Source organism: Curvibacter sp. GW821-FHT09D12 (assembly GCF_059416245.1).
In genome coordinates this window covers 399,295-423,655 of record NZ_JBWKOU010000001.1, presented here as the reverse complement: position 1 = coordinate 423,655, position 24,361 = coordinate 399,295, and the positions used below count along the sequence as shown (strand labels likewise).

At 66.2% G+C, this 24,361-nt stretch carries 23 protein-coding genes; 11 read left to right on the top strand and 12 right to left on the bottom strand.

Translation table 11 applies throughout. The annotated features are described in order from the left end of the window. Positions 1 to 3: 3 nt before the first annotated feature. The 10 genes from AC07PT_RS02000 to ssuE all read right to left on the bottom strand — a co-directional run bounded on the left by AC07PT_RS02000 (position 4) and on the right by ssuE (position 9,077). The gene (locus tag AC07PT_RS02000; RefSeq protein WP_494655603.1) at positions 4 to 1,302 is read right to left on the bottom strand and encodes an O-acetylhomoserine aminocarboxypropyltransferase/cysteine synthase family protein; all 1,299 of its coding nucleotides are present in this window, start codon (positions 1,300 to 1,302) and stop codon (positions 4 to 6) included. Between the two features lie 157 nt (positions 1,303 to 1,459). Next, positions 1,460 to 2,254, bottom strand: coding sequence for a MetQ/NlpA family ABC transporter substrate-binding protein (locus tag AC07PT_RS01995; RefSeq protein WP_494655602.1), 795 nt, complete (start codon positions 2,252 to 2,254; stop codon positions 1,460 to 1,462). Positions 2,255 to 2,324: 70 nt separating this feature from the next. After that, complete coding sequence (locus AC07PT_RS01990) at positions 2,325 to 2,990, bottom strand: methionine ABC transporter permease (protein WP_492345256.1); 666 nt, start codon at positions 2,988 to 2,990, stop codon at positions 2,325 to 2,327. Beyond that, the gene (locus AC07PT_RS01985) at positions 2,983 to 4,023 is read right to left on the bottom strand and encodes a methionine ABC transporter ATP-binding protein (RefSeq protein WP_494655601.1); all 1,041 of its coding nucleotides are present in this window, start codon (positions 4,021 to 4,023) and stop codon (positions 2,983 to 2,985) included. Before AC07PT_RS01985 ends, AC07PT_RS01990 begins: the two co-directional genes overlap by 8 nt. Before the next feature lie 186 nt (positions 4,024 to 4,209). Then, positions 4,210 to 5,025 (bottom strand): ATP-binding cassette domain-containing protein, encoded by an 816-nt coding sequence (locus AC07PT_RS01980; RefSeq protein WP_494655600.1) that lies wholly within the window; start codon positions 5,023 to 5,025, stop codon positions 4,210 to 4,212. Positions 5,026 to 5,065: 40 nt separating this feature from the next. Continuing rightward, positions 5,066 to 5,959 carry an aliphatic sulfonate ABC transporter permease SsuC gene (ssuC, locus tag AC07PT_RS01975; RefSeq protein WP_492345253.1) on the bottom strand — a complete coding sequence of 298 codons (894 nt, stop codon included), beginning with the start codon at positions 5,957 to 5,959 and terminating at the stop codon, positions 5,066 to 5,068. 13 nt (positions 5,960 to 5,972) lie between these two features. Then, positions 5,973 to 7,145, bottom strand: a complete 1,173-nt coding sequence (ssuD, locus tag AC07PT_RS01970; protein ID WP_494655599.1) for an FMNH2-dependent alkanesulfonate monooxygenase — start codon at positions 7,143 to 7,145, stop codon at positions 5,973 to 5,975. Between the two features lie 42 nt (positions 7,146 to 7,187). After that, complete coding sequence (locus AC07PT_RS01965; protein WP_494655598.1) at positions 7,188 to 7,421, bottom strand: hypothetical protein; 234 nt, start codon at positions 7,419 to 7,421, stop codon at positions 7,188 to 7,190. A 39-nt stretch (positions 7,422 to 7,460) separates the two neighbouring features. Further along, complete coding sequence (locus AC07PT_RS01960; RefSeq protein WP_494655597.1) at positions 7,461 to 8,429, bottom strand: sulfonate ABC transporter substrate-binding protein; 969 nt, start codon at positions 8,427 to 8,429, stop codon at positions 7,461 to 7,463. 60 nt (positions 8,430 to 8,489) lie between these two features. Beyond that, complete coding sequence (ssuE, locus tag AC07PT_RS01955; RefSeq protein WP_492345249.1) at positions 8,490 to 9,077, bottom strand: NADPH-dependent FMN reductase; 588 nt, start codon at positions 9,075 to 9,077, stop codon at positions 8,490 to 8,492. A gap of 251 nt (positions 9,078 to 9,328) precedes the next feature. Between ssuE and AC07PT_RS01950 the strand changes: the two genes are divergently transcribed. The 11 genes from AC07PT_RS01950 (at position 9,329) to AC07PT_RS01900 (ending at position 22,769) form a co-directional block, all read left to right on the top strand. Continuing rightward, the gene (locus AC07PT_RS01950; RefSeq protein ID WP_492345248.1) at positions 9,329 to 9,601 is read left to right on the top strand and encodes an oxidative damage protection protein; all 273 of its coding nucleotides are present in this window, start codon (positions 9,329 to 9,331) and stop codon (positions 9,599 to 9,601) included. Between the two features lie 74 nt (positions 9,602 to 9,675). Continuing rightward, the gene (gene mnmC1, locus AC07PT_RS01945; RefSeq protein ID WP_494655596.1) at positions 9,676 to 11,418 is read left to right on the top strand and encodes an FAD-dependent 5-carboxymethylaminomethyl-2-thiouridine(34) oxidoreductase MnmC1; all 1,743 of its coding nucleotides are present in this window, start codon (positions 9,676 to 9,678) and stop codon (positions 11,416 to 11,418) included. Between the two features lie 140 nt (positions 11,419 to 11,558). Further along, complete coding sequence (locus AC07PT_RS01940; RefSeq protein ID WP_494655595.1) at positions 11,559 to 12,350, top strand: sulfite exporter TauE/SafE family protein; 792 nt, start codon at positions 11,559 to 11,561, stop codon at positions 12,348 to 12,350. 21 nt (positions 12,351 to 12,371) lie between these two features. Continuing rightward, positions 12,372 to 14,159, top strand: coding sequence for a nitrite/sulfite reductase (locus tag AC07PT_RS01935; protein ID WP_494655594.1), 1,788 nt, complete (start codon positions 12,372 to 12,374; stop codon positions 14,157 to 14,159). 25 nt (positions 14,160 to 14,184) lie between these two features. Further along, the gene (locus AC07PT_RS01930; protein WP_494655593.1) at positions 14,185 to 14,568 is read left to right on the top strand and encodes a DUF934 domain-containing protein; all 384 of its coding nucleotides are present in this window, start codon (positions 14,185 to 14,187) and stop codon (positions 14,566 to 14,568) included. Positions 14,569 to 14,613: 45 nt separating this feature from the next. Next, on the top strand, positions 14,614 to 15,387 hold the full coding sequence (locus AC07PT_RS01925; protein ID WP_494655592.1) for a phosphoadenylyl-sulfate reductase: 774 nt from the start codon (positions 14,614 to 14,616) through the stop codon (positions 15,385 to 15,387). After that, positions 15,384 to 16,355 carry a sulfate adenylyltransferase subunit CysD gene (gene cysD, locus AC07PT_RS01920; protein ID WP_492345243.1) on the top strand — a complete coding sequence of 324 codons (972 nt, stop codon included), beginning with the start codon at positions 15,384 to 15,386 and terminating at the stop codon, positions 16,353 to 16,355. The genes AC07PT_RS01925 and cysD overlap by 4 nt, the downstream gene beginning before the upstream one ends. Beyond that, positions 16,355 to 17,656 (top strand): sulfate adenylyltransferase subunit 1, encoded by a 1,302-nt coding sequence (locus tag AC07PT_RS01915; RefSeq protein WP_494655591.1) that lies wholly within the window; start codon positions 16,355 to 16,357, stop codon positions 17,654 to 17,656. Before cysD ends, AC07PT_RS01915 begins: the two co-directional genes overlap by 1 nt. A gap of 150 nt (positions 17,657 to 17,806) precedes the next feature. Next, positions 17,807 to 18,136 (top strand): ferredoxin FdxA, encoded by a 330-nt coding sequence (gene fdxA / locus AC07PT_RS01910; protein WP_492345241.1) that lies wholly within the window; start codon positions 17,807 to 17,809, stop codon positions 18,134 to 18,136. A gap of 38 nt (positions 18,137 to 18,174) precedes the next feature. Then, positions 18,175 to 19,248 carry an NAD(P)/FAD-dependent oxidoreductase gene (locus AC07PT_RS01905; RefSeq protein ID WP_494655590.1) on the top strand — a complete coding sequence of 358 codons (1,074 nt, stop codon included), beginning with the start codon at positions 18,175 to 18,177 and terminating at the stop codon, positions 19,246 to 19,248. A gap of 473 nt (positions 19,249 to 19,721) precedes the next feature. Continuing rightward, positions 19,722 to 22,769, top strand: coding sequence for a hybrid sensor histidine kinase/response regulator (locus tag AC07PT_RS01900; protein WP_494655589.1), 3,048 nt, complete (start codon positions 19,722 to 19,724; stop codon positions 22,767 to 22,769). A gap of 85 nt (positions 22,770 to 22,854) precedes the next feature. Here the strand turns inward: AC07PT_RS01900 and AC07PT_RS01895 are convergent, their stop codons facing one another. Further along, positions 22,855 to 23,115: a hypothetical protein gene (locus AC07PT_RS01895; RefSeq protein WP_494655588.1), complete on the bottom strand. Its 261-nt coding sequence runs from the start codon at positions 23,113 to 23,115 to the stop codon at positions 22,855 to 22,857. Between the two features lie 10 nt (positions 23,116 to 23,125). After that, entirely contained in the window at positions 23,126 to 24,274 is a 1,149-nt protein-coding gene (locus AC07PT_RS01890; RefSeq protein WP_494655587.1) for a hypothetical protein, read from the bottom strand. Between the last annotated feature and the right edge of the window lie 87 nt (positions 24,275 to 24,361).

The window sequence follows — 24,361 nt, the reverse complement described above, 5'->3', positions numbered from 1 at the left end:
TCCTCAGACCTGGTCGAGTGCCTGGGCCAGGTCAGCCAACAGGTCGTCTGCGTGCTCGATGCCCACGCACAAGCGCACAGTGTCTTCACCGACACCCGACTTCTTCAGCTCTTCGGGCGACAACTGGCGGTGAGTGGTCGAGGCCGGGTGGGTGGCCAGTGACTTGGCGTCGCCGATGTTGACCAGGCGGGTGAAGAGTTGCAACGCATCCAGGAAGCGCGCCCCGGCTTCTCGGCCACTGCCGCTGCTGGCCTTGACGCCAAAGGTCAGCAGGCCGGAAGGCTTGCCACCCAGGTACTTTTGCGCCAGCGCATGGTCCACATTGCCCGGCAGGCCGGCGTAGTTGACCCAACCCACCTTGGGGTGCTTTTCAAGAAACTGGGCCACCTTCAGGGTGTTCTCGTTGATGCGGTCCATGCGCAGCGCCAGGGTCTCGATGCCTTGCAGGATCAGGAAGGCATTGAACGGCGACAGGGCTGCGCCCATGTTGCGCAAGGGCACCACGCGGGCCCGGCCGATGTAGGCGGCGGCCCCCAAGGCCTCGGTGTAGACCACACCGTGGTAGCTGACGTCGGGCTCGTTGAGGCGTTTGAAGCGCGCCTTGTGCTGAGCCCAGGGGAATTTGCCCGAATCCACGATGGCGCCGCCGATGCTGGTGCCATGCCCGCCCAGGTACTTGGTGAGCGAGTGCACCACGATGTCGGCGCCATGCTCGAAGGGGCGCAGCAGGTAGGGCGTGGCCACCGTGTTGTCGACGATCAGGGGCACGCCATGGCGGTGGGCGATCTCTGCCACGCGGGCAATGTCGGTGACGTTGCCTTGCGGGTTGCCCAGCGATTCGACAAACACGGCCTTGGTGCGCTCGTCGATCAGTGCCTCGAAGCTGGCCGGGTCGCGGTGGTCGGCAAAGCGGGCCGTGATGCCGTACTGCGGCAGCGTGTGGGCAAACAGGTTGTAGGTGCCGCCGTACAGCGCGGTGGACGACACGATGTTGTCGCCGGCTTCGGCAATGGTCTGGATGGCGTAGGTGACGGCCGCCTGGCCCGAGGCCACGGCCAGGGCACCGATGCCCCCCTCCAGGGCTGCGACGCGCTTTTCGAGCACGTCGGCGGTGGGGTTCATGATGCGGGTGTAGATGTTGCCCGGGACCTTCAGGTCGAACAGATCGGCGCCATGCTGGGCGCTGTCGAAGGCATACGCCGCGGTCTGGTAGATGGGCACCGCCACCGCCTTGGTGGTGGGGTCGGGCGAATAGCCCGCATGGACCGACAGGGTTTCGAATTTCCAGTTTTCAGAAGACATCTCGGGCTTTCTATGAGCAAGTGAACGGACCGGCCTCCCCGGTCATCGATGCCCCCCACGGGGGTGCACCGATTGGAACACCGACCATAGGGTCGGCGTACGACGTTTTCCCTGCTTGCTTATGCGAAGTCCGTGAGGTCGCCGGGGCCAAGAGTGCTCAGAAGCCCGCCAGCACCGAGCCCTTGAACTCGGTCTGGATGAACTTGCGGGTCTCCTCCGAGTGGTAGGCCTTGAGCAACTTGGCCACCCAGGGCTTGTCCTTGTCCTGCTCGCGCACGGCAATGATGTTGACGTAAGGGCTCTTGGCGTTTTCCTGGGCGATGGCGTCCTTGCCCGGGGTCAGGCCGGCCGACAGCGCGAAATTGGTGTTGATGGCGGCGGCGTCCAGGTCATCCAGGGCCCGCGGCAGTTGCGCGGCTTCGAGTTCGATGAACTTGAGTTTCTTCGGGTTGTCGATCACGTCCAGCGGGGTGGCCTTCAGGCCGGCCTCGGGGCGCAGCTTGATCAGGCCCTGATCCTGCAACACCAGCAGCACGCGGCCGCCATTGGTGGGGTCGTTGGGCAGGCCGAAGCGGGCACCGGGCTTGAGCTCGCTCAGGGCCTTGATCTTCTTCGAGTAGATACCGATCGGGTAGTTGACGGTGTAGCCCACCGACACGATCTTGTAGCCGCGGTCCTTCACCTGCTGGTCGAGGAAGGGCTTGTGCTGGTAGCTGTTGGCATCCAGGTCGCCCGAGGCCAGGGCGGCGTTGGGCTGGATGTAGTCGCTGAACTCGACGATCTGGATCTTCAGGCCGTCTTTTTCGGCCACTTTCTTGACCTGCTCCATGATCTGGGCGTGCGGGCCGGCGGTGACGCCGATCTTCAGGGGCTTGTCCTGGGCCAGGGTCAGGCCGGTGGACAGTGCGGCGGCAGCCAGCACCAGGGATTTGAGGGCAAAACGCTTGTTCATGGGATTTCCTTGTGAGAAAGAGCGGGTAGAAACAGGGGACAGGGGGGCGGTCAGCCCCCCCAGGGGTTCATCAACGGTGGGCCAGGCGGCGCACCAACCAGTCGCCGGCACTTTGCAGCGCCTGCACAAAAACGATCAGCACCAGCACCACCACAGCCATCACCTCGGGCAAAAAGCGCTGGTAGCCGTAGCGGATGCCCAGATCCCCCAGGCCGCCGCCGCCGATGGCGCCCGCCATGGCCGAGTAGCCCGTCAGGCTGACCAGGGTGATGGTGATGCCAGCCACGATGCCCGGCAGGGCTTCGGGCAACAACACCTTGAACACGATCTGCCGCGTGCTGGCCCCCATGGCCTGGGCGGCCTCGATCAGGCCGCCATCCACCTCGCGCAGCGAGGCCTCGATCAGGCGCGCCGCAAACGGGGCGGCAGCCAGGGTCAGGGGCACCACGGCAGCCGCGGTCCCGATGGACGACCCCGTCAGCAAGCGGGTCAGCGGAATCACCGCCACCAGCAGGATGATGAACGGGGTGGAACGCACGGCGTTCACCACCGTGCCCACCAGGCGGTTGGTCCAGCGGTTCTCCAGCACCCCACCGGCGTCGGTCAGGCGCAGGTACACGCCCAGTGGCAGGCCGATCAGGGTGCCCAGCAGGCCTGAAATGCCCACCATCAGCACCGTCTCCCAGAACGAATCCAGCATGAGCTGCAGCAGCTCGGCGGTGAAGCGATCAAACATGGCTCAACTCCTCCACCTGCAGGCCGGCGAGACGCCAATGTGTCACCGCCTCAGCCACCCGGCCGGCCGGGCCGCGCGCCAGCAGCGACAGCGAGCCGAAGGGCTCACCCTGCACCTCATCCACCTGACCGTGCACGATGCTCAGGTCCAGGTCGAAGCGGCGCACCGCCTCGGACAGGATGGGCCGCTCGCCTTCGGCGCCGGCAAACACCAGGCGCAACAGGCGGGCGCTGTGATCGGGGTCCGCTGCCAGCTGGGCGCGCACCCGCTCGCGCACGGCCTCGGGCAGGGCCTGGGGCACCACGTCTTCGATCAGGCTGCGGGTCAGCGCCTGCTGAGGCTGGCTGAACACCTGCAGCACCGGTCCGCTTTCGATGATGCGGCCCGCATCGATCACGGCCACCCGGTCGGCCACCTGCTTGATCACCTGCATCTGGTGGGTGATCAGCACGATGGTCAGGCCCAACTCGCGGTTGATGTCGCGCAGCAGACCCAGGATGGAACGGGTGGTCTCGGGGTCGAGCGCCGAGGTGGCCTCGTCCGACAACAGCACCTTGGGCTGGCTGGCCAGGGCCCGCGCAATGCCCACACGCTGCTTCTGCCCACCACTGAGCTGCGACGGAAAGCGATCGCTGAAGGCCGCCAGGCCCACCAGCTCCAGCAGCGGGGCCACCCGGTCACGGATGCGCCGGGCGTCCCAGCCCGCCAGTTCGAGCGGCAGGGCCACGTTGTCGAACACCGTGCGCGAGGACAGCAGGTTGAAATGCTGAAAGATCATGCCGATGTCGCGCCGGGCCTCGCGCAGTTCGGCGTCGTTGAGGGCCAGCAGATCGCGCCCGGCCACCCTGACGCTGCCCCGCACCGGGCGGTTCAGCAGATTGATGGTGCGCACCAGCGAGCTTTTGCCCGCGCCACTGCGCCCGATGATGCCGAACACCTCGCCGGCCGCGATGCGCAGGTCGATGCCGCGCAAGGCCTCCACCGGGCCTTGTGGGCCGGGGTAGGTCTGGTAGATACCTTCTAAATCGATCATGAAACCCTGTTCAACGGTCTGTCACCCCAGCGGGAGGCCAGAGGAAGGCGTCGAATTTAAGGGTTTACCCCTTGATTGCTAAATATTATTTAATTACGTCATTAAAACCTGTGTTCATATAACGCAATCGATCTGAAAGACTGAAGAGGGGCGCAGGCTTGGCCCTGCCCTTCTTGGGTCTGGCGCTCAAACCGCCCAACGCAGCCCATGGGCCGGCACGCCGAGCCACTGGGAATCGACGGGTTCAGGCCCGGCCGCCTCGTGCTGCAACACCCGGTCCAGGATGCGCTTTTCCAGTGCCGCGAAGGCAGCGTCACCGCGTGAACGGGGTCGGGCCAGAGCCACGCGCTCGTCCAGGGCGATCACACCGTCCTCGATCAGGATCACGCGATCGGCCAAGGCCACGGCCTCCTGCACGTCGTGGGTGACCAGCAAGGCCGTGAAGCCGTGCCGACGCCACAGGCCTTCGATCAGCTCATGCATCTCGATGCGCGTCAGCGCGTCCAGGGCACCCAGCGGTTCGTCCAGCAGCAGCAGGCGCGGCTGGTGCACCAGGGCCCGGGCCAGGGCCACGCGCTGGCGTTGACCGCCCGACAGGCGAGCCGGCCACTCCTGGGCGCGCTCGGCCAGACCGACCTGGGCCAGCACGGCCTCGGCACGCGGGCGCTGCTCGGGCGGCAGGCCCAGGGCCACGTTGTCAAGCACGCGCTTCCAGGGCAGCAGGCGCGAATCCTGGAACATGATGCGGGTGTCGGGGTTGAGGCCATTGACGGCCCGGCCATCGATGTCGAGCTGGCCCCGGGTGGCCGACTCCAGGCCGGCCACCAGGCGCAGCAAGGTGCTCTTGCCACAGCCGCTGCGACCCACGATGGCCACAAATTCGCCGGGTTCGATGCTCAGGTCGGCCTGGCGCAGCACTTCGCGCTCGCCATAGCGTTTGGTCAGGCCGCGCAGCTTGAGGCGCACGCCGCCCGAGGAGGTGTTGGATGAAGAGGTGCTCATGTCAGCGGTCCGTGGGGTGATTCGTTCGATTCGTCCTGGCTCAGGCGCTCTTCTGGTAGCCGGGGTGCCAGCGCAGCCAGTAGCGCTCCAGGCCCTTGGCAAACAGGTCGGCCAGCTTGCCCAGCAAGGCGTACAGCAGGATGCCCACCAGCACGATGTCGGTCTGCAGGAACTCACGCGCATTCATCGTGAGGTAGCCAATGCCGGCCTGGGCCGAAATGGTCTCGGCCACGATCAGGATCACCCACATCAGGCCCAGCGAAAAGCGCAAGCCCACCAGGATGGACGACATGGCGCCGGGCAACACGATCTGCCGGTACAGCGCCCAGCGCCCCAGGCCGTAGGTGCGGCCCATCTCGATCAGGCCCGGGTCCACATTGCGGATGCCGTGAAAAGTGTTGAGGTAGATCGGGAAGAACACCGACACCGCGATCAGAAACAGCTTGGCCGACTCATCGATGCCAAACCAAAGGATGACCAGCGGGATCAGCGCCAGCGCCGGGATGTTGCGCACCATCTGCAGCGTGGAGTCGAGCAGGGTCTCGGCCCAGCGCACGGAGCCGGTCAACAAGCCCAGCAGCAGGCCCAGGCCGCCGCCGATGGCCAGGCCCAGCAGGGCCCGCCCAGCGCTGACCTTGACGTGGGTCCACAGCTCGCCAGACGCTGTCAGCGTCCAGGCGGCCTTCAGTACATCGAGCGGCGCGGGCAGCACCCGGGTCGAGATCCAGCCCTGGGCCGAGGCGATCTGCCAGCCCACGATCAGGGCCACCGGCACCAGCCAGGGCAGCAGGCGCTGGCCCAGCTGGCGGCTCAGGCGCAGCAGCGCGGCCAGCGCCGGGGCCCCGCTCTGAGCGGCATTCAAGAAGCCCAGGCCGGGCGCGTCGAAGACCTCAGGCACGGGGGTTACGTTCAGTTCACGGACAGGTGACGTCATTTAAAACACCTTTTCAGCTGGCCGAGGCCTGCGGCACATACAGATTGCCCACCACCTCGCCACGCGGCCCGCCCGCCAGCGGGGCGGCCAGCGCATCGCGCAAGCGTTGTGGCAGCAGCGGGAACACCAGCTCGGCAAAGCGGTAGGCCTCTTCGAGGTGCGGGTAGCCCGACAGCACAAAGTTCTCCAGGCCCAGGGCGGCGTATTCCTGAATGCGATCGGCCACCTGCTGGGGGTTGCCTACCAGGGCCGTGCCGGCACCACCCCGCACCAGGCCCACGCCCGCCCACAGGTTGGGGCTGATCTCCAGCGCGGCCCGGCTGCGGCCTTCGGCAGTGACCGGGTTCTTGTGCAACTCGGCCATGCGGCGTTGGCCGGCCGAGTCCATGCGGGCGAACACCGCCTGGGCCCGCGCCACCGTGGCATCGTCGACGTGGCTGATCAGCGAATCGGCGGCAGCCCAGGCCTCGGCCTCGGTGTCGCGCACGACCACATGCAGGCGGATGCCGAACTTCACTTCGCGGCCATGACGGGCGGCGCGGGCCCGCACATCGGCCACCTTCTTGGCGACCTCGGCCGGAGGCTCGCCCCAAGTCAGGTAGGTGTCGGTCTGCGTGGCGGCCAGTTCGTGGCCGGCCTCGGACGAGCCCCCAAAGTAGATCGGCGGGTAAGGCTTTTGCAAGGGCGGGTACAGCAAACGGGCACCGTTCACCCGCAAGTGCTTGCCGGCGTAGTCAAAGGTCTCATCACCATGGCTGCGGGTCAGAATCTCACGCCAGATGTGGATGAACTCGGCCGACTGCTCATAGCGCTCAGCATGGTTCAGGTAGACCCCATCGCCTTCGAGTTCGGTCTGATCACCGCCAGTGACCAGGTTGATCAGCAAGCGCCCACCCGAGAGGCGGTCAAACGTGGCAGCCATGCGCGCGGCCAGCGCCGGCTGGTGCAGGCCCGGGCGCACCGCGACCAAAAATTTGAGCCGGCGCGTCACCGGGATCAGGCTGGAGGCGACCACCCAGGGGTCTTCGCAGGAGCGCCCGGTGGGGATCAGCACGCCCTCATAGCCCAGGCTGTCGGCCGCACGGCCCACCTGCTGGATGTAGTCAAGGCTGACCTCACGGGCACCTTTTTGCGTGCCGAGGTAGCGTGCGTCGCCATGGGTGGGGATGAACCAGAAAATCTTCATGAAAGAACTCCAGGGGGTGAGTGAAGCAGCGCTCTGCGGCGCCTACCAGGCCAGACCGGGCAAAGGCCAATGCGAGGCCGCGCCGGTGGACCACAGGATCGGGGTCTGCAAGCGCTCGTGGCTGCGCCGGCGCCGACGTGACAACAGGGCTTGCGGGGGGCGCCGGTGCAGCAGGCGTCCGCCCTCCGGCACCGGCGGGGGCAAGCCCCAATCGGCCGCAGTGACACACAACACACGCCAGGCACGGGAAGTGGTATCGGACAGCTCTGCGCTCATGGAAACGCCTTTCAGATCAAGGGTGGGGTCGCCGCGCCCTCACAGATCAACCGGTGCGGCATGCAGCAGGTTGAGCTTGCGCGGGATCAGCTTGAGGTCGAAGAAGGTGTCGGCAATCGACTGCTGCTCGGCCAGGATGTCGCGGGTGACAGGCGCTGCGCCGTAGGCCACGCGGTTCAGGAACAGCTCGGTGATGCTCTTGTCCAGACCCAGCACGGCCGACAACTCCACCGCGGCGGCAGGCTTGTTCTTCGAGATCCATTGCTCGATGGTGTTGATCTCTTCGATCGCGATGCGCAGTACCTCGGCGTGGCGGGTGGCAAAGTCGCGCGAGGTGAAGTAGTAGGCCCGGTTGTTCACCACGCCCTTGGCATCGGCCAGCAGGCGGGCGTCCAGCGTCTTCTGGGCAGCCGCCAGGAAGGGGTCCCAGATCACCCACGCATCGACCGCGCCCTTTTCGAAGGCGGCACGGGCATCGGGCGGCGCCAGAAATACCGACTGCACGTCGCTGTACTTCAGGCCGTGCTTCTCCAGCAGCTTGACCAGGAAGTACTGCACATTCGAGCCTTTGTTGTAGGCCACCCGCTTGCCCTTGAGATCGGCCACGCTGCGGATGGGCGAATCCTTGGGTACCACCACCGCCTCGACGCCCGGTCGCGGCACGGTGGCACCGGCATAGACCAGCGGCGCGCCGGCGGCCTGGGCAAAGATCGGCGGGGCTTCGCCCACGTCGCCGAAATCGATCGATCCCACGTTGAGGGCTTCCAGCTGCACCGGGCCGGCATTGAACTCGGTCCAGGTCACGCTGATACCCAGGGGGGCCAGGCGCTTTTCCAGCGTGCCACGGGCCTTGAGCAACGACAGCCAGCCTTTTTGGTGACCGATGCGGAACACCTTGTCGGCTTTCTGTGCCCAGGACGGCAAGGAGGCGGCAGACCCCGCCAGGGCCAGGGCGGCAGCCAGGGCCTGACGCCGGTGGGCGGAAAAAGACGAGAGGGAGGAACTCATGGGATTTCTTTCAATAGGGGGATTCAGCTCAGACCCGTGACGGGGGCAAGCACGGAGACCTCAGACGCTGCATCGCACCTGGGCAAAGGGGATGGGTTCGAATTCGAAGGGAGCGGCACTGCGCTCATAGGCCTCGGCCAGCAGCAGGCCCACGGCGTCGTCGAGGCGGTCCGAAATCTCGGGGCTGACCTGGTAGGCGCCTTCGGGTGTGACGGTGATCTGGGCGTCGGTGGCGTACACGCCCGGCAGGATGTGGCGCGCCGCGAGTGACTGCAGCACCGGCCGCAGCGTGTAATCGAGCGCCAGCATGTGGTGCGGGCTGCCGCCGGTGGCCAGGGGCAGCACGGTCTTGCCCTTCAGGGCGGTCTGCGGCAGCAGATCCAGAAACACCTTGAGCAAGCCGCTGTAGGCGGCTTTGTAGACGGGCGTGGCCACCACGATGGCCGACGCCTGGGCCACCTGATCGGCCGCTGCGGCGATGCTGGCCTCAGACACATCGGCCAGCAAAAGCGAGCGCGGCGTCAGTTCGCGCACCAGCACACTGCCAACCTGGGCCCCGCGGCGTTGCAGGCGATGGCCCACGCTGTCGAGCAGGGCCTGGGATCGGGAACGGGCCGACGGGCTGCCGGCGATCAATAAAACAGACATGGGTTCTTTGCGGCGGGGGTTGAAGTTGGGCTCGATTCTGGAAACACCTGCTTCAAACTCAAACGCATAAGAAATCATTTATTTATCTGATTTCTGTTGACTGACACAGCGCAAAACCCGCGCACACACAGAACACCCCGGCCCTGAGGGGACAGGCATCCGATGGGATAATCGGCGCCGAATCCGGGGCTGCCTCCAGCGCCGCACCCGCCCAAGCTCACTGAACCCAACACCGCAACAAGGATCCCCACATGGCACGCATGGTCAACTGCATCAAGCTCGGCAAGGAAGCCGAAGGCCTCGACTTCCCGCCCTACCCCGGCGAACTGGGCAAGCGCCTGTGGGAAAGCGTGAGCAAGGAAGCCTGGGCCGCCTGGCTCAAGCAGCAGACCATGCTGGTGAACGAAAACCGCCTGAACCTGGCCGATGCACGCGCCCGCCAGTACCTGGTGCGCCAGATGGAAAGCCATTTCTTCGGCGGCGGCGCCGACGTGGCCCAAGGCTACGTGCCCCCTTCGGCCTGAGGACCTGAACCATTTCCGACCGCTCCCCCCTCCCTCCTGATGACACCCCGGGCTGGCAAGGCCAGCCCCGCTGGGTGGAATTGCAGACCCGCTTTGGCCTGGGCGAGGCATTTCTGGCCCGCTGGCAAGCCTGGCGACAGGCCCCTCAGCGCCCGGCCCACCTGCACGTGGTGGCCATCGAGCCCAGCCCCGTCGATCTGGCAGGCCTGCAGCAACACCTGGCCCGCACCGGCGACAACAGCCCGCAGGCGCAACAGTTGTGCGCCCAGTGGTGGGGCCTGGCGCCGGGCTTTCATCGCCTGAGCTTCGAGGAGGGGCAGCTTGAACTGACCCTGTGTGTGGGGCCCCTGCCCGACACCCTGCGCGAATTGCAACTGGAGGCCGACAGCCTCTGCTGGTGCGACCCCACCCCCCCCACCACCGCCCCCACCAACCCCGAGCCCTGGGACGAGGGCCTGCTCAAGGCCCTGGCCCGCCTGTGCCGGCGTGGCACCCGGTTGAGGGCCGACCGAGACACCCCTGGGCTGCGCGAGGGGCTCAAGCAGCTGGGCTTTGTGTTGTCCAGCGAGGCCTCGGGCCTGCAAGCGAGCTATCTGCCGGCCTGGGAGCCGCGTCGCTCGCCCCCTCTGGTGGCGCCCTGGCCGCGAGACACGGCACGCGATGCGGTGGTCATCGGTGGGGGCCTGTCGGGCCTGGGCACCGCGCATGCCTTGGCCCGACGCGGCTGGCAGGTGACGGTGCTCGACGCCTGCTCCGAACCCGCTGGCGGGGCTTCGGGCCTGCCGGCAGGCCTGTTCTCGCCCCATGTGTCTCCTGACGACAACCGCATCTCCCGCCTGACCCGCACCGGCCTGCGCATCACCCGGCAAACCGCCCTGCGCCTGCTGGCCGAACGACAAGACTGGGCCCCCAGCGGCGTGCTGGAGCACCGGGTGCATGGCAAGGCCGGCCCTCGCGCCGATGCCGATGGCGAAGCCACCGGCAGCGAAGAGGCCAGCGCCGCCCTGAAGCAGGCCGCCGGCTTGCCCCCTGACGCGCCGGCCACCTGGCATCGCCATGCCGGCTGGGTGCGCCCGGCCCGCCTGGTGCAGGCCCTGCTGGCCGCCCCCGTGTCAGGCCGCATCCGCTGGCAGGGGGACAGCCGGGTGGCCCGACTGCAGCACGATGGCGCCACCGGCCTTTGGCAGGCCCTGGATGAGACCGACCGACCGCTGGCCCAAGCCGCCTTGATGGTGGTGGCCGCCGGTCCGGGCAGCCGGGCCCTGGCCGAACCCCAGGTGCCGCTGCAAGCCCTGCGCGGCCAGCTGACCAGCGCCCAGCAAGCCGACAGCGACCGACTGCCCCCGCTGCCGGTGAACGGCCAGGGCAGCCTGATCCCGCACCTGCCGGGCGATGGGGCCCTGAGCTGGCACACGGGCTCGACCTTTGACCGCGGGCACCCCGCGCAAGCTGCGGGCGAGCCCACCCCTTGCAAGCCCGAGGATCACGCCACCAACCTGAGCAAGCTGGCCACGCTGCTGCCGGCCACGGCAGCCAGTCTGGGTGAGCCTGCCGGGCGCCTGCAGGCTTGGGCCGGTATCCGCTGCACCTCGCCTGACCGCCTGCCCCTGGTCGGCCCGGTGGACCCCGGCCGGCGCCCGGGCCTGTGGCTGTGCACCGCCTTGGGCACGCGCGGCCTCACTTGGGGCCTGTTGTGCGGGGAACTGCTGGCCTCCGAGCTGGTGGGCGACCCCCTGCCCGTGCCCTTGTCGCAGGCCCGCGCCCTGCTGGCCAGCCGCCCGGCACCTGGGCGCCAAGCCCCTGCCGGCGACGAATGATCGGGCCCGGTTTCTATATCCAGATCACGCGTCCAATCCCTCGCCAGGCCGCATGGCACAAGGCGCATAAGCTTATCCGCATAAAGCACGAACTAAAAAATCGTTTGTGTCCATAAGGGCCCTCACCACAATACCGCCCCATGCAAGAATTGGCTTTCATCGTGGCAGGTTTGGCGGTTGGTCTGGTCGTGGGCCTGACCGGGGTGGGTGGCGGCTCGCTGATGACCCCGATCCTGATTTTTTTCTTCGGCATGAAGCCGCACCTGGCCATCGGCACCGACCTGCTGTTTGCGGCCGGCACCAAGTTCAGCGGGTCGGTCAAGCTGGCCCGCAGCCGCACCATCGACTGGCCGGTGGTGCTGCACATGGCCTATGGCAGCGTGCCAGCCTCGCTGCTCACGCTGTTTTTGCTGGACCACTTTGGCGCCACCAGCCCGGCCGTGCAACACGCCATGACGAGCACGCTGGGTGCCGCCCTGCTGCTGACCGCCGTGGCCACCCTGTACAAGGCCTTGTTTGGCAAGACCCAGGGCAGCCATGCCTCGGGCCCTCAACTGAAAGACCCGGCCCGACCGCTGCACGGTGCCTTGCCGGTGCTGTTCGGCGCGGTCATCGGCTGCTTGGTAACATTGACCTCCGTTGGCGCGGGTGCCATCGGGGTGCTGGTGCTGATGCTGGTCTACCCGGCGCTGCCGCTGCAGCGCATCGTGGCTGCCGACATCGCCCATGCGGTGCCGCTGACCTTGGTGGCCGGCCTGGGCCATGCGGGCCTGGGCACGGTCGACTGGCTGCTGCTGGCCAAGCTGCTGGCGGGCTCCATCCCAGGCATCTGGATCGGCTCGCACCTGAACCACAAATTGCCCGAGCGTTTCATCCGCTCTGTTCTATCGCTGCTGCTGGCCTATGCCGGCAGCAAACTGATCGCCCTCTGAAAATCAAGAAGTAGACCCACGATGTACCAATACACCGACTTCGACAAGCAGTTCGTCAAGCTGCGCGCTGCCCAGCACCGTGACCAGCTCGAACGCTGGCAGGCCGGCAAGCTGGCCGACGAAGAGTTCCGCCCCTTGCGCCTGCAAAACGGCTGGTACGTCCAGCGCTACGCCCCCATGCTGCGTGTGGCTGTGCCTTATGGTGAGCTCTCCAGCGCCCAGCTGCGCGTGCTGGGCACTATCGCCCGCGAGTACGACGAACCCGAAGCCGGCGTGTACGCCGAGGCCCTGAAGATCCAGGGAGCCCTGGGTTCGGCCAAGCTGCCCACCCACTACGCCCACTTCACCACGCGTCAGAACGTGCAGTTCAACTGGATCCCGCTGTCCAAGTCGGCCGACGTGATGGACCTGCTGGCGAGCGTGAACATGCACGGCATCCAGACCAGCGGCAACTGCATCCGCAACATCACCAGCGATGAGCGCGCCGGCATTGCGGTGGACGAAGTGGCCGATCCGCGCGCCTTCGCCGAGATCCTGCGCCAGTGGAGCACGCTGCACCCTGAGTTCGCCTTCCTGCCACGCAAGTTCAAGATCGCCATCATCGGGGCCAGCGAAGACCGCGCCGCCACGGCTTGGCACGACGTGGGCCTGCACGTGATCAAGAACGAAGGCGGCGAGATCGGCTTTCGCGTGCTGGTGGGCGGCGGCATGGGCCGCACCCCGATCCCCGGCACCGTGATCCGCGAGTTCCTGCCCTGGAACCAGATCATGAACTACCTCGAAGCCGTGGTGCGGGTCTACAACCGCTACGGTCGCCGCGACAACATGTACAAGGCCCGCATCAAGATTTTGGTGAAGGCCGAGGGCCAGCGCTATTTCGATGACGTGGAAGCCGAGTTCAAGGCCATCGTCGAGCACGATGGCGGCGCCCACACCATCCCGCAGGCCGAGTACGACCGCGTGGCCGCCTCTTTCGTGCCCCCGAGCCTGGCCGATCGCCCAGTGGTGAGCGCCGAAGCCGTGGACACCCAGTTGCGCCACGCCGCCGATGCCGACCCGATGTTCGCCCGCTGGCTGGCGCGCAACGTGGCCCCGCACAAGAACCCGGCGCTGCGCGCCGTGACCCTGTCCTTCAAGCGCCGCGGCCAGGCCCCGGGCGACGCCGACGCCGACCAGCTCGACACCCTGGCCGGTCTGGTGGACCGTTTCAGCGCCGGCGAGGCCCGCGTCACGCACGACCAGAACGTGCTGCTGCCCTGGGTCTCGGCCAGCGAACTGCATGCGCTGTACACCGCCGCGCGTGCAGCGGGCTTTGCCAGCCCCAATGTGCACCTGCTGACCGACATGATCGCCTGCCCGGGCGGCGACTTCTGCGCCCTGGCCAACGCCCGCTCGATCCCGGTGGCCGAAGCCATCACCGAGCGCTACCAGGACCTGGACGAACTCGACGACCTCGGTGAGATCGACCTGCACATCAGCGGCTGCATCAACTCCTGCGGTCACCACCACACCGGCCACATCGGCATCCTGGGCGTCGACAAGGACGGCAAGGAGTGGTACCAGGTGACCCTGGGCGGCTCGGACGGTTCCGACCTGAGCGGCACGGCCGTGCCCGGCAAGGTGGTGGGGCCTTCGTTCTCGGCCGCCGAAGTCCCGGACGTGGTCGAAGCCGTGCTCAGCACCTACCGCGACCTGCGCGTCAACGGCGAAACCTTCATCGCCACGCTGCGCCGCGTCGGCCATGACCCGTTCAAGCTTGCCGCCAACGCCGCCCGCGCCGTACCGGCCCACGCCCACGTGGCCGCCTGAGCCCCCAACACCTGCGAGTCAGACCATGAAGATCATTGAAGCCAAAGACCACACCAGCGCGGAAGGCCAAGCCGGCGTGCTGGTGCTGGACAACACCGTTGACCCCCAAACCCTGTCGCTGGACGGCGTGACCCGCGTCGATCTGAACTTTCCGAAATTCACCGATGGCCGCGCCTACAGCCAGGCCTACCTGTTGCGCCGTCGCCTGGGTTTCGCCGGCGAAATCCGCGCCACCGGCGATGTGCTGATCGACCAGTTGGTGCAGATGAGCCGCAGCGGCATTGACGTGGCCGTGCTGCGTGCCGGCGTGGACATCGCCGATGCCCAGCGCCAGTTCGACCGCTTCTCGGGCTTCTACCAGGCCGACGCGGTGAACACCCAGCCGCTGTTCGCACGCCAGGCCGCCTGAGCCCAGCGGCATTCACACGCCATCAAAACAAAGCCCCCCGCGACCATGAGTGCCATTTCCCTCTACGCCCACACCGCCTCGAAAGACTTCGAGGCCAAGGTGAAAGCCAGCATCGCGCTGCTGCAGCGCGCCGTGGCCGAGTACACGCCCATCACCCAGGCCTCCAGCCTGGGGGTGGAGGACATGGTGATCACCGAGTTGATGCACCAGGCCGGCGTGCTCACAACCGAAGGCGTCAGCGTCTTTGTGTTGGACACGGGCAAGCTGCATGCCGAAACCCTGGCCCTGATCGGGCAGATCGAGGCGCGCTACGGCAACACCGTTGACGTCTACCGCCCCGACGCCGCTGCTGCAGACGCCTTTGTGGCGGCCAACGGCGAAGACGCCATGTACAAGAGCATCGAACTGCGCAAGGCCTGCTGCGACATCCGCAAGATGGTGCCCCTGGCCCAGGCCCTGGAAGGCAAGAAGGCCTGGATCACCGGCCTGCGCCGCGAGCAATCCAATGCCCGCGCCGAAGTACCCGACATCGACAGCAGCGGCGAGCGTGCCAAGGTCAACCCGCTGGCCAACTGGACGCTGGGCGATGTATGGCGCTTCATCGAGCTGAATGCCGTGCCCTACAACCCGCTGCACGACCAGTTCTTCCCGAGCATCGGCTGCGCCCCCTGCACCCGTGCCGTCACCCTGGGCGAAGACTTCCGCTCGGGCCGCTGGTGGTGGGAGCAGGAATCTGCCAAGGAGTGTGGTCTGCACGTTGCCAAGGATGACGATGCACCGGCCTCCAGCATCATCCCCATCCGCCCGGTGAACGCATGAACACCCGAACCGATCCCCAATTGCTTGAGCCTCAGAACATGACCGTCAACGGCACCCAGAACCTCAGCCACCTCAGCAACGCCCACCTGGACGCGCTGGAAGAAGAGACCATCTTCATCCTGCGCGAGGTGGCCGCCGCCTTCGAACGCCCCGCCCTGCTGTTTTCGGGCGGCAAGGACTCGCTGGTGATGCTCAAATGCGCCGAAAAGGCCTTTGGCGCGGGCCGCATTCCCTACCCGTTGTTGATGATCGACACCGGCCACAACTTCCCCGAGGTGACGGCTTTCCGCGACTTCCGGGCCCAGGAGCTGGGCGCCGAGCTGATCGTGCGCAACGTGGAAGACTCGATGAAGCGCGGCACCGTGCGCCTGGCCCACCCGGGCGAGTCGCGCAACGTGCACCAATCGGTCACCCTGCTGGAAGCGATTGAAGAATTCCGCTTTGACGCCCTGATCGGTGGCGCCCGCCGCGACGAAGAGAAGGCACGCGCCAAGGAACGCATCTTCTCGCACCGCGACAGCTTCGGCCAATGGCAACCCAAGGCCCAGCGCCCCGAACTGTGGACCCTGTTCAACACCCGCCTGGCCCCGGGCGAGCACTTCCGGGTCTTCCCGATCAGCAACTGGACCGAGCTGGACGTGTGGCAGTACATCGACCGTGAGCAGATCGCCCTGCCCTCGCTGTATTACACCCACCAGCGCCCGGTGGTGGACCGCCGTGGCCTGCTGGTGCCGGTGACCGAGCTGACCCCTGCCAAGGACGGCGAAGAGGTGCAGTTGCGCGACGTGCGCTTCCGCACCGTGGGCGACATCACCTGCACCTGCCCGGTGGAGAGCACGGCCGCCACCCCGGCCGACATCGTGATCGAAACCCTGGCCGCCGACGTGAGCGAGCGCGGCGCCACCCGCATGGACGACAAGACCTCTGACGCCTCGATGGAAAAACGCAAGAAGGACGGTTACTTCTGATGAGCACGACTGAATTGAACCCCACCGCCCCCGTGAGCAGCACCGAGCTGCGCCCCGCCCTGCGTTTCATCACCTGCGGCTCGGTCGATGATGGCAAGAGCACCCTGATCGGGCGCCTGCTGGTGGACAGCAAGGCCGTGCTGCAAGACCACCTGGCCGGTGTGCAGCGCCAAGGCGAAACCGACTTGGCCCTGCTGACCGACGGTCTGTCGGCCGAGCGCGAACAAGGCATCACCATCGATGTGGCCTACCGCTACTTCGCCACCGAAAGCCGCAAGTTCATCATTGGCGATGCGCCTGGCCACGAGCAGTACACCCGCAACATGGTGACCGCCGCCAGCAGCGCCGATGCCGCCGTGGTGCTGGTGGATGCCACCAAGCTGGACTGGAAGAACCCTGAGCTCGAACTGCTGGTGCAGACGCGCCGCCACTCGCTGCTGGTGAATCTGCTGCGCGTGACCTCGCTGGTGTTTGCCGTGAACAAGCTCGATGCCGTGGAAGACCCAGCCTTGGCCTTCCAGCACATCAGTGCGGCCCTGCACAAGTTCGCTGCCGCGGCGGGCATCACCGTGCGCGCCACCATCCCGGTGTCGGCCCTCAAGGGTTGGAACGTGGTCGATGCCCAAGCCGACTGGTGCGGCTACCAGGGCCCCAGCCTGCTGCAGTTGCTGGAGCAATTGCCCATCACCCACGCCGACGTCGAGCAGCCGTTTGCCTTCCCGGTGCAGTGGGTCGAAAAGTTCTCGTCCTCGTCCGACACCAGCCAGGGCCGCCGCGTGTTCTGGGGCCGTGTGGCCGCCGGCAGCGTGAAACCCGGCCAGGCCATCACCGTGCTGCCCAGCGGGCAGAGTGCCACGGTGGCCCAGGTGCTGGACCACGCCCGCCGCCCAGGTGACATCGAAGCCGGCCACAGCGCGGGCATCGTGCTGGACCGCGAGGTCGACGTGTCGCGCGGCGACTGGTTGCTGGCTCCAGGCCAGATCGAAGCCCAGCGCAGCCTGAAGGCCACCGTGTCGTGGCTGGACGACGAGCCGCTGGTGCCTGGCCGTGTCTACTGGGCACTGCACGGGCACCGCTGGGTCAAGGCCAAGGTGAGCCGCATCGTGCACAAGCTCGACATCAACACCCTGGCCGAGGAAGACGCCACCGAGTTGCCCCCCAACAGCATCGGGCACATCGAACTGGCGCTGCAAGAGGCCGTGGCCACCCTGCCCTTTGCCCAGGCGCGGGCCCTCGGCTCCCTGATCCTGGTGGACACCGCGAGCAACAAAACCGCGGCTGCGGTGCTCGTGAACGCTTGATCCGACGCAAAAAATAGGCCCTTGACGCCGGCATGTGGGCCCCACATGCCGGCAGGGCTTGTGAAAATCCCTAAAATCCAGGGTTTTTCCGAATGCTGAGCCGATGCGCGGCAGCATCCGGGATGCCCACCCCACCGAACAGAGCCCCTCATGACTCACGTCGTTACCGAAAACTGCATCAAGTGCAAATTCACCGATTGCGTGGATGTGTGCCCCGTGGACTGCTTCCGCGAAGGCCCGAACATGCTCGTCATCGATCCGGACGAGTGCATCGATTGCGCCGTCTGCATCCCGGAATGCCCGGCCAACGCCATCTTTGCAGAAGAAGACACCCCTTCGGATCAGATCGCCTTCATCAAGCTCAACGCCGAACTGGCCCAGGCCGATGGCTGGAAGAGCATCACCAAGCGCAAGCCGGCCTTGCCTGACGCCGACGCCTGGAACAACAAGCCCGGCAAGCTGGCTGACCTGATCCGCTGATCCCGCGGGGCACCTGCCCCACGGAGCCGCCGCAGCCCATGAGCCCTGCCCTCCCCATCGAAACCGATGCCCTGGTGATTGGGGCGGGCCCGGTCGGGCTGTTCCAGGCCTTTCAACTGGGCCTGCAGGGCCTTCGCGCCCAGGTGGTGGACACCCTGCCCGAAGCCGGGGGACAGTGCGTCGCGCTGTACCCCGACAAGCCGATCTACGACATTCCGGGCATCCCGCGCTGCACGGGTCGTGAGCTGGCGTCCCAGTTGCTGGCCCAGTTGCGCCCCTTTGCACCAAGTTTCCATTTCAACCAGGAAGTCTGCAGCCTGCAACGGCAGGTCGACGGCCGCTGGCTGGCCGACACCACCCGGGGCCAGCGCTTTTTGGCCCGCACGGTGTTCGTTGCCGCCGGCGTCGGCGCTTTTGTGCCCCGGACCCTGCGGGTTGAAGGATTGGCGGCCTTTGAAGGTACCCAGGTGCACTACAACCAGACGCCCGACGCCGCCCCCCTGGCGGGACAACGGGTGGTCGTGACGGGGGGCGATGCATCGGCCGTGCAGGCGGCAATCACGCTGGCCGCCGCTGGACAGGCTGGGGCCCCTGGCCCGCGTCAGGTGACGCTGTTGCATCGCAAAGATGTGTTTGACGCTGAACCAGCCCTGCTGCAAACCCTGCAACAGCTGCGTCAGACCGGCCTGCTGCGTGTGCAGCTGGGCCAGCCCATTGGGGTGCAAACCCATGCCACGCCGCAGGGTGAGCGCCTGACAGGGCTGCTGATCGCCACCGATGACGACACCGAGCACACCCTGCCTCTGGACAGTCTGCAGGCCTACCTGGGCCTGTCACCTCGCCTGGGCCCGCTGGCCCAGTGGGGCCTGGCCATGGAGCGCAAGCTGCTGCCCGTCGACCCGGCCACCTTCAGCACGGCCGAGGCCGGGCTGTTTGCGGTGGGCGACATCAACCAATACCCAGGCAAGCGCAAGCTGATTCTGTGCGGCTTCCATGAAGCCACCCTGGCAGCCTTTGCCGCCGTGGCCCTGGTGCACCCCGAGCAGTCGGTGCGCCTGCAATACACCACCACCAGCACCCTGCTGCAACAGCGCCTGGGCGTGACGCACTGACGCGGCCACGCCAGACACCCTGTGGTCCGGGGCCCGGCCCCAGAGGGCACCACGGCATCGGCAGCGCAGATGAACGCACAGCAGATCCAGATTCACGGATCTCATATTTGTTCTTCAGGCGATCTTCCTGTCTCTTTCATCGCGAAAGAGCGCATGAATGTCTCATTTTTTTAAATGCCCCTGACCATCGACGCATTTAATTGTTTATTAAAAACATTTGAACTTGCATAAATTAACAGTTCAAGGGCTTGAATATCCAGCCCAGGCAGGCAGCATAGGCCATTGCCAATGGGTCGCCTGAGTGCCAGCGACTGGGACATTTATTGACAAATCAAGCCAATAAATAGAGGATCGAGCGCTTTACTGACCAGAACCCGCTTCAAGCTCGGCATTCAAGACCCTCTCAATCCAGAATGGAATTTTTCATGCTTCGGTCTTTGAATTTATCTCGACGCCTGTACCTGCTGATTGTCATGTTCACAATCAGTTTTTCCATTTTCGGACTCTGGTCGTTCAAGACACTGCATGAAATCAAAGTGGGCGGGGAGGTCTTTCACCGCATCGGAGAATCAAAAGACCTGGTCTCCGATCTGCTGCCGCCACCGCTTTATATTGTTGAATCGTATTTGCTGTGCTTGCAACTGGAGCGTGCAGCCGATTCAAGCCCCTCTTCGGATCTGGTGCAGCGTTTGAGGTATCTGGAGACCCAGTACCGGCAGCGCCATGCCCATTGGCAGGAACGCCTTGCCGATCTGGGACTGCCCAGCACGATGCTGGACGAGCTGAACTTTGCCGCAGACGCATTTTTTGACGAGGTGTGGCAACACTACCTGCCCAGCCTGGAAAACCACGCCCCTCAGGCCCACAAGGCCTCTCTTGCCAAGCTCAACGCCCTGTATGAGCAACATCGTCATGCCGTGGACATGACGATCCCGGCCGCCGAAGCCCACAGTGCCCGGGAAGAAGAGTGGGTGGCCCAACGTGTCACTTCAGAAACCCTGTGGCTGCTGGGGGTGCTGGCCCTGTCGCTGTTGGCAGCCATCGGTCTGGCCCACCTGATTCGGCGCAGCATTGCCGGCCCACTGGCCAAGGCCGTGGAGGTGGCGCAGCGTGTGGCCGCCGGCGACTGGCAGCCCACCCCCGAATGCCAGGGGTACCACGATGAGCCCGGGCAGCTGCTGACGGCCCTTTACGCCATGGCGGCGAAGCTGCACCAGCAGATGGAGGCTCTGGGCAAATCAGAGGCCCGGTCCCGCCACGCACGCGAGTTGCTGGAAAAGCTGATCGAGTCGGCCGACATCATCGTGGTGGGGGTCGATCCTCAAGGCCACATCACCCTGTTCAACGACGCAGCGGCCCGTGCCAGCGGTTACCAGCGCGGCGAAGTATTGGGTCTGGAGTGGTCCGCCATCCAGGCCCGCCTGAACCCCGAACTGCGCCTGGACGACATCGGGTCCGATCAGCGCAATGCCGTGCAGGAACGCACTTACGACATCACCCACCTCAGTGGCGAGCGGCGGCGCATCATCTGGCGTTTCACCGAACCCTTGCCTCAGGACGTCATGCACGTTGAGGATGGCGATGTGGCTGAGATCTCGTTCGGCATCGACGTCACCGAACAGTTGCAGGCCGAGAAGGCCCTGCGCGACGCCATGGCCGCCGCCGAGGCCGCCCACCGCAGTCGTGACGATTTTCTGGCCGGCATGAGCCACGAGATTCGCACCCCCATGAACGTCATCATGGGCATGACCGGACTGGCCCTGCGCACCGACCTGCCCGAACGGGCCCGTCATCACCTGAACCGCGTGGTGGCCGCTTCGCGCAGTTTGATGCGGGTCATCAATGACGTGCTCGATTTCTCCAGGATCGAGACCGGCAAGCTCTCCTTCGAACACCGCCCCTTTTTGCTGTGCGAGGCGCTGGACACACTGACCAGCCAGACCGTGCTGGAGGCCGACGAAAAAGGCCTGGGCCTGCGTTTCGAGGTCAGCCCCGAGGTGCCCTCGACCCTGGTGGGTGATCAGATGCGTCTGGGGCAGGTCCTGCTGAACCTGGTGGGCAGCGCCCTGAAGTTCACGGAAGAGGGCGAAATCCGAGTTCGCGTCGATTGCCTGGACAAGGACGACACCCAGGCACTGCTGCGTTTCGAGGTGCGCGATACCAGCCTGGGCCTGACACCCGAGCAGATCGCCGGCCTGTTTTCAGCGCTGGTCCAAGTCGACGCTGCACCGGTCCGTTCCCCCTTGGGCACCGGCTTGGGCCTGGCCATCTCGCGCCACCTGATCGAGATCATGCAAGGGCAGGTGTGGGTGGAAAGCGAACCAGGGCAAGGGACTCGGTTTGTCTTCACCTGCAGGCTGGGTGTGCCCAGCGTGGGCAGCCCCCACCTCCCCCCACCGCCCCGGCTGCAGGACCTGCGGGTGCTGATCGCCGACGACGAACCTGGCTCTCGGGAGGTGCTGGTCAGCATCCTCGGCTCCCTGCACCCCCAGGTCCATGCCGTCACCAATGGCCAGCAAGCCTTGGCCGAACTGCAGAACGCCCGGAGCCGGGGTGAGCCTTACCACCTGGTGCTCATGGACTGGCAGATGCCCGACATGGACGGACTCGAGACCGTGCGCCGAATGCAGCAATCGGCTGACAAAGGGCCGCCGTTGTCCGTCATCATGGTCACAGCCCACAGCCGAGATGACCTTTTGGAGGCGGCCCGGGGCATGAAGCTGGCCGCGGTCCTGGAGAAGCCGGTCAGTCCGAGATCGGTCCAGGATGCACTGCACCAGGCCTTGCATGAGTTGCAACGGTCTGCAATGCCCTCGCCGCAAGGCGTGGCCTGCCCGCCCACCGAACACCAACCTCTGCCCTTGGCGGGGCTTCGCGTGCTGGTGGTGGAGGACAACGATGTCAACCAAGAGCTGGCGACCACCCTGCTGACCGAGGCCGGCGCCGTGGTCAGCACGGCCGCCAATGGCCAACAAGCACTGGACCAACTGCATCAAATGCCCTGCGATCTGGTGTTGATGGATTGGAAGATGCCGCAAATGGACGGTCTTGAAGCCACCCGCCGGCTGCGAGCCGACCCCCGTTTTGCTGATCTGCCCATTGTGGCCATGACCTCCAGCGCCTTGCCCAGTGACAAGCAGGCCTGCCTGCGGGCCGGCATGAATGACCACCTGAGCAAACCCATTGACCCCGTCCTGCTGGTCAGCATGGCGGCACGCTGGGGCCGCCGTGCGGGCCAAGGCAGACCGGCCGGTGTCGCAAATAGCATGACTGTGCGAAGCCCGCTCAGCCAGGCGCTGCGAAACCTCGTGAGCCCCCTGTGGGCCGAACTTGAAACCCTGCTGTCCGAGCGTGACACCCATGCGGCCAGCCTGGCCCGCCCGATTGCCCATCTGCTGCATGACCACCCCAATGCCAGTGCGTTCAAACGGGTGGCCTCGTTGATCGAGGCCGGCGAATTTGCCAAGGCCTTGAATGAACTTCGCCAGCTCAGCGGCCAGTTGCAATTGCAGGGCTCATGACACCGTCCTCAAGACGGCCAGCAGAGCGGTTCGGCTGGGTTCGGCCTGGGTCAAGCGTGAGCACCAGGCACGGCAGCACCGGAGTTCAGCTCTGGATCTGCACGCAGAACATCACTGACCCGCTGCTTCCTGGCTGCAGGCCGACTGCCAGGGCGCTGGCCGGCGCATCACTCAGGTCCCATTGCAGGGCACCGGTCCCGCCCGGCGCCGGCTGCTGCGTCAGCTTGCAGGCCTGCAAACCAGAGGGCACCGTGCCGCAGCCAGCCGAACGGTAAACCGTGTAGGCCGGCACCGAGTCAGACAGGCGGATGGACGTCAGCGGCCCGGCCGAGTTGTTGCTGTACACCACCTGGTACTCAACGTACTGGCCTGGCTGCGCCTGGTTCACCGTGGCAAAGGGCTGGGTGTCGGCCGCCGTGCTCGGGCAGGCGACCGGGATTGGTCTTGCTCAAACTCAAAGGAGGCGCAGTGACCGTGTGAGCCAACACCGCGCACCCAGCAGGGTTGTTGGTCGCCGTGCAAGCCACTGGGTTCTGGGCGGCGTTCTGGCTGCTGGGATCGATTTGGGCCTTGTTGGTCACGGCCTGGCCGATCAACACTTCCGCCGGCGTGACCTGCAAATCAATTTGCACATTGCCCCCTGCGGGAACCCCTCCTGGTGGCAGTTGCACCGAGCAGGCCAGCAACAGGCCCGTGTCCAAGCTCGTGCCGTTGAGCACCGTGCACACCGGTGCGCTCAGCAGGTTCACCGTGCCGCCGGGGTTTGCCACCGCCCCGGCGTAGGCCATCTTGGGGGGCAGTTGCTCGTAAAAAGTCAGCGTCGGATTGCTGCCGCCGGTACCGCTGTTGCTGATGGTCAACGTGTAAACCCCTCGAACACCGCCCATCAAGCCGGTCGTGGCCTTGCTCATGCTGAGCAGCGATGGCAACGGTGTGATTGCCCAGGCCCCAGCCTGGCCAGCGTTGGCACCGGCGGCCAGCGCCGGAGCGCCATAAAACTGCCCACTGGCCGTGCTGTAGCACGAGGCTCCGGCAGACGATTGAGTGCCCTCGGCTGTGCGATCCCGGTGCCCCGTCCCGCCAAGACCCGCCACCGCCCCGGACCCTCCGCCACCGCCGCCACCGCCATCCAGAGTGCTTCCGAGGGATTGCCCCGCGGTGCCGGGGAGGATGGAACAACTGGCCGCAGTGGCCAAAGCCGGGGCACTGCCAGCGCCGCCGACCCACGCCGTGCTCAGGTAAGCCGCTCCCTGCGCACCGCCGCCCCCACCGGCGACCAGCACAGTGGGACCGGCCGGCGAAGCCAGGGTCAGGCTGGAAGCCCCGCCGCCACCGCCGCCACCGCCAGACGTCCCGACACCACCGCCCGTTCCGCCAGCCCCAGCAGCGACCCCCACGCCCACCCAGCCGCCAACACCGCCGGCCCCGCCCGCCGCCACCAGGCTGGACGAAGCCCCGACACTGCCGGCACCACCGACCACGCCCGAAAAGACCTGCCCGGGCATCACGTTGATGAGCGCTGTGACTTTGCCGCCAACCCCACCCGAAACCCCCAGCGTGGTCCCGTCATTTCCCCCGGCGCCGCCGCCACC

What these genes read in the sequence shown, in the direction of transcription:
- AC07PT_RS02000 (WP_494655603.1), bottom strand. Translation starts at nt 1,302, where the DNA reads ATGTCTTCTGAAAACTGGAAATTCGAAACCCTGTCGGTCCATGCGGGC.
- AC07PT_RS01995 (WP_494655602.1), bottom strand. Translation starts at nt 2,254, where the DNA reads ATGAACAAGCGTTTTGCCCTCAAATCCCTGGTGCTGGCTGCCGCCGCA.
- AC07PT_RS01990 (WP_492345256.1), bottom strand. Translation starts at nt 2,990, where the DNA reads ATGTTTGATCGCTTCACCGCCGAGCTGCTGCAGCTCATGCTGGATTCG.
- AC07PT_RS01985 (WP_494655601.1), bottom strand. Translation starts at nt 4,023, where the DNA reads ATGATCGATTTAGAAGGTATCTACCAGACCTACCCCGGCCCACAAGGC.
- AC07PT_RS01980 (WP_494655600.1), bottom strand. Translation starts at nt 5,025, where the DNA reads ATGAGCACCTCTTCATCCAACACCTCCTCGGGCGGCGTGCGCCTCAAG.
- ssuC (WP_492345253.1), bottom strand. Translation starts at nt 5,959, where the DNA reads ATGACGTCACCTGTCCGTGAACTGAACGTAACCCCCGTGCCTGAGGTC.
- ssuD (WP_494655599.1), bottom strand. Translation starts at nt 7,145, where the DNA reads ATGAAGATTTTCTGGTTCATCCCCACCCATGGCGACGCACGCTACCTC.
- AC07PT_RS01965 (WP_494655598.1), bottom strand. Translation starts at nt 7,421, where the DNA reads ATGAGCGCAGAGCTGTCCGATACCACTTCCCGTGCCTGGCGTGTGTTG.
- AC07PT_RS01960 (WP_494655597.1), bottom strand. Translation starts at nt 8,429, where the DNA reads ATGAGTTCCTCCCTCTCGTCTTTTTCCGCCCACCGGCGTCAGGCCCTG.
- ssuE (WP_492345249.1), bottom strand. Translation starts at nt 9,077, where the DNA reads ATGTCTGTTTTATTGATCGCCGGCAGCCCGTCGGCCCGTTCCCGATCC.
- AC07PT_RS01950 (WP_492345248.1), top strand. Translation starts at nt 9,329, where the DNA reads ATGGCACGCATGGTCAACTGCATCAAGCTCGGCAAGGAAGCCGAAGGC.
- AC07PT_RS01940 (WP_494655595.1), top strand. Translation starts at nt 11,559, where the DNA reads ATGCAAGAATTGGCTTTCATCGTGGCAGGTTTGGCGGTTGGTCTGGTC.
- AC07PT_RS01935 (WP_494655594.1), top strand. Translation starts at nt 12,372, where the DNA reads ATGTACCAATACACCGACTTCGACAAGCAGTTCGTCAAGCTGCGCGCT.
- AC07PT_RS01930 (WP_494655593.1), top strand. Translation starts at nt 14,185, where the DNA reads ATGAAGATCATTGAAGCCAAAGACCACACCAGCGCGGAAGGCCAAGCC.
- AC07PT_RS01925 (WP_494655592.1), top strand. Translation starts at nt 14,614, where the DNA reads ATGAGTGCCATTTCCCTCTACGCCCACACCGCCTCGAAAGACTTCGAG.
- cysD (WP_492345243.1), top strand. Translation starts at nt 15,384, where the DNA reads ATGAACACCCGAACCGATCCCCAATTGCTTGAGCCTCAGAACATGACC.
- AC07PT_RS01915 (WP_494655591.1), top strand. Translation starts at nt 16,355, where the DNA reads ATGAGCACGACTGAATTGAACCCCACCGCCCCCGTGAGCAGCACCGAG.
- fdxA (WP_492345241.1), top strand. Translation starts at nt 17,807, where the DNA reads ATGACTCACGTCGTTACCGAAAACTGCATCAAGTGCAAATTCACCGAT.
- AC07PT_RS01905 (WP_494655590.1), top strand. Translation starts at nt 18,175, where the DNA reads ATGAGCCCTGCCCTCCCCATCGAAACCGATGCCCTGGTGATTGGGGCG.
- AC07PT_RS01900 (WP_494655589.1), top strand. Translation starts at nt 19,722, where the DNA reads ATGTTCACAATCAGTTTTTCCATTTTCGGACTCTGGTCGTTCAAGACA.
- AC07PT_RS01890 (WP_494655587.1), bottom strand. Translation starts at nt 24,274, where the DNA reads ATGCCCGGGCAGGTCTTTTCGGGCGTGGTCGGTGGTGCCGGCAGTGTC.